At 67.0% G+C, this 3,295-nt stretch carries 4 protein-coding genes; all 4 read left to right on the top strand.

The features are described 5' to 3' along the window. Positions 1-92 (top strand): PEPxxWA-CTERM sorting domain-containing protein (locus RMO97_RS21540; RefSeq protein ID WP_409035259.1); only part of this gene is annotated, 92 nt, incomplete at its 5' end. 63 nt (positions 93-155) lie between these two features. After that, entirely contained in the window at positions 156-977 is an 822-nt protein-coding gene (locus tag RMO97_RS00250; RefSeq protein ID WP_310538563.1) for a PEPxxWA-CTERM sorting domain-containing protein, read from the top strand. A gap of 367 nt (positions 978-1,344) precedes the next feature. Continuing rightward, complete coding sequence (locus RMO97_RS00245) at positions 1,345-1,755, top strand: hypothetical protein (RefSeq protein WP_310538562.1); 411 nt, start codon at positions 1,345-1,347, stop codon at positions 1,753-1,755. Between the two features lie 157 nt (positions 1,756-1,912). Further along, positions 1,913-3,283, top strand: a complete 1,371-nt coding sequence (locus RMO97_RS00240; RefSeq protein WP_310538561.1) for a DHA2 family efflux MFS transporter permease subunit — start codon at positions 1,913-1,915, stop codon at positions 3,281-3,283. Positions 3,284-3,295 lie beyond the last annotated feature (12 nt).

The following is a 3,295-nucleotide window of genomic DNA, read 5'->3' as shown; positions in this document are numbered from 1 at the left end:
CCGAACCCGCCAGCTGGGCGATGATGATCATAGGCTTCGCCTTGGTCGGTGCAGCTCAACGCCGCCGGACCCTGCGCGCGGCCGCTGCCTAACACACCGCTGCGGGCGGCCGAACAGCCACCCTGCGTCCCGCGCAATATTTTGAGGTTCCAACGATGATCCCTATCACACGCATGGCTGCACTTGCTGCGGCTCTCGCCCTTGGCGCCACCCCGGCGGGCGCCGTCGTTGTCACCGGCGCTTACAACGGCGTCGTAACGAGCGGACACGCCCAGGGCGCCTTCGGCTACGCCACTCGGACCGACGTGACCGGGATGGCGGTGAGCGGCAGCTTCACCTACGACCTGGGCGACGCCACCTCCTGCGGAAGCAGCCCTTGGTTCGCCTGTTTCAGTGTCCCGCGCGCCATGACGATCGTGCAAACCCTGAACGGCGTCAGTGAGACGTTTGCCGTCACCGATGTGCCCCCTGGCAGCCCTTTCTATAACGCCAGTTCGGGCGGCGTCGTGCATGATCGGCTGATTGTCGAAACGATAGAGTTCGCCGTGCGGACGGCGCTAGGCGCCCCGGCGACCGTATACGACCAATACGAAATCTACCTTGGAGCCAAGCTCCCCAACGGTCGGACCTGGCCAGATTACTTGGCGGATGGCGCGCCAAGCTGGGACGGGGCCGTCACCAGCGGTGGGGTCGGGAGCATGCCGATCCCGAATATGACGGCTCAGATCAATGAAACCATCATCTACCAGCTGACGGCTGGTGACTTCACGAAGGACACCCGCTTTCGTTTTGACCTGCAGCAACTCACGATGGGCCAGTCCGCGACCGCCGTTCCCGAACCCGAAAGCTGGACAATGCTGATCCTCGGTTTCGGCCTCGCGGGCGCCTTGATGCGCCGACGCGGGACGGCCGGCGCGCGCACACAACCGCAATCGCAGCTCACGCGGTCTTTGACCGCGAAATCGGCTCTCGGCTGACGCCCATCCTTGGCGCGTAGCCGCCTAACGGCGCCGGCGGCCAATGTCACGATAGGGCGCACCGTCTATGAAATCCATTGGCCAGAGGCCGCTCGATCCGTTCCTCCGCGCGCAGGCCGGCGAACGAGGGGTCCTAAAACTTGACTTCATGTTCATCTTATGTTCTCTTCCAACCGTGAACACCTGTTGAAATGTCCGCGCGGCACGCCGTCGCGCTGGAGGTCTTGGCCGAACTGATGTCCACGGCCACCCAGGGCGCTTTTCAGCGTCTGCAGCGCGCTGAGGCGTCGGGTGACAAGGATCAGGCCGCTGTGGTGTTCGACCGCATGGGCCGGGGTCTGCGGCTGACCTTGTCGCTGGAGCCAGAATGGCTCGCGACCGGCGGCGCGATGAGCGGGAGATCGCACGCTGGGCGGCTGAGGATGTCGCGGCGGCGCCGGAGCCTGTGGCCCGGCCCTCGCGTCCGGACCTGCGTCCCGCCCGCGTCCGGTCGCCCGAGGAAGCTGACCACGAGAGCGAGGGCGACTGCGAGTCCGCCGACGCCTCGCTGGCGTTCCAGCTTCAGAACCTCAGCGACCTGCTGGACGAGCAGGCCGCCGTCCTCGACCCCCACCACATTCACCGCGACGGCCTGGCCCGCCTTACTAACTGGTGGGTCAAGGACCAGGAAGACGCCAATCCCGAGCCGACGCGCCGCCGCAGGCCAGCCCGGCCCCGCTCGGACTGCACCCTAAAGCCCATCGCCGGCCCCGATCCTCCTTGGCAGAGCTCCGGCTGACATCAGCGCCAACATCCGTCGTCTGTTCTGCGGTTGTACCCGACACCTCCCGCCTGTTACGCCCGGTCCCATGAGCGACGTCGAACCTCCCGACCCGCCGGTAGCGCCCCCAGCGTCGGCGCAGGATCGCGCGGCGAGCGTTCGGCGTGGCTGGCTGGTGCCCGCCATCATCGGCGCGGCGCTGATGATGCAGACGTTGAACGCCACGGTCATCGCCAATGCGTTGCCGGCGATGGCTGAGGCGTTCGGCGTCGCGCCGCTCCGGCTCAACATCGCCATCACGATCTACCTCCTGGCGACGGCGATCTTCCTGCCGCTCAGCGGCTGGATCGCCGACCGGTACGGAGCGCGGCGCGTTTTCCTGACCTCCATCGTGCTCTACGCCGTGGGCTCGGTGGCCTGCGGCTTCGCCCAGACTCTGGACCAGATGGCCCTGGCACGGTTCATCCAGGGCGCGGCGGGCGCGGCCATGGCGCCCGTCGGGCGGCTGGTGCTGCTGCGCACCACGCCCAAGAACGAGCTGGTGGGCGCCATGTCGGTGATGACCATGCCGGCGCTGCTGGGGCCGGTGATTGGGCCGGTGCTGGGGGGCGCCATCGTCACCTTCGCCGACTGGCCCTGGATCTTCTTCATCAACCTGCCCATCGCCGCCGTCGGCCTGGTGCTCGCCTGGCGCTACATCCCCGATATCCGCGAACAGGGGGCGTCCCGGCTGGATCCGTTGGGGATCGTGCTGACCGGCGTCGGTCTGGCCTGCCTGATCTTCGGTTTCGAGACCCTGGGCCGCGACCAGGCGAACCCGGTGGCGGTGGTCGGTCTGTTCGCCGTCGGTCTGGTGGCTCTGGCGCTCTATGGTCGGCACGCGGCCCGCACCCCGCACGCCGTCATCGACCTGTCGGTCTTCCGGAAAAAGACCTTCAACGCCTCGGTGGTGGGCGGCGCCTTCATGCGCATCGCCATGGGGGCCAATCCCTTTCTGCTGGCCATGCTGCTGCAGGTCGCCTTCGGGATGAGCGCATTTGCCGCCGGCCTGATGACCTTCGTCTCCGCGGTCGGCGCCCTGGTGATGAAGACCACCGCCCCGCCGATCCTGCGCCGGTTCGGGTTCCGCTCGGTGCTGTCGGTCAACGCCGTTATCGTGGGCTTGAGCTTCATGGCCTACGCCCTCTTCCGCCCGGACTGGCCGCACTGGGCGATCATGGTGGTCCTGGGGGTCGGCGGCTTCTTCCGCTCGCTGCAGTTCACCTCGCTCAACGGCATGGCCTATGCCGAGATCAAGCAGGACCAGATGAGCCGCGCGGCGACCACCTCGTCCATGATCCAGCAACTGGTTCAGTCCATCGGCATCGGCCTGGCGGCCAGCCTTCTGCACGGCCTGATGCGCTACCAGGGCGAAACACGGCTGACCGCGGCCGTCGTGTCCCCGGCCTTCATGATCATCGGCGCGGTGACCATGATCTCGATGTTCTGGTTCCTGCGCCTGCCAAAGGACGCCGGCGATGAGATGAATGGTCGTGCGCCGCGTTAGGCACAATATCGC

The sequence above is a fragment of the Phenylobacterium sp. genome (assembly GCF_031425575.1).
GTDB lineage: Bacteria > Pseudomonadota > Alphaproteobacteria > Caulobacterales > Caulobacteraceae > Phenylobacterium.
The sequence above is the reverse complement of the archived record's forward strand: the minus strand, read 5'-3'. Positions and strand labels throughout refer to the sequence as shown.

Excerpts from the sequence above, each read along its gene's own strand:
- RMO97_RS00250 (WP_310538563.1), top strand. The coding sequence starts at position 156 with ATGATCCCTATCACACGCATGGCTGCACTTGCTGCGGCTCTCGCCCTT.
- RMO97_RS00245 (WP_310538562.1), top strand. The coding sequence starts at position 1,345 with ATGGCTCGCGACCGGCGGCGCGATGAGCGGGAGATCGCACGCTGGGCG.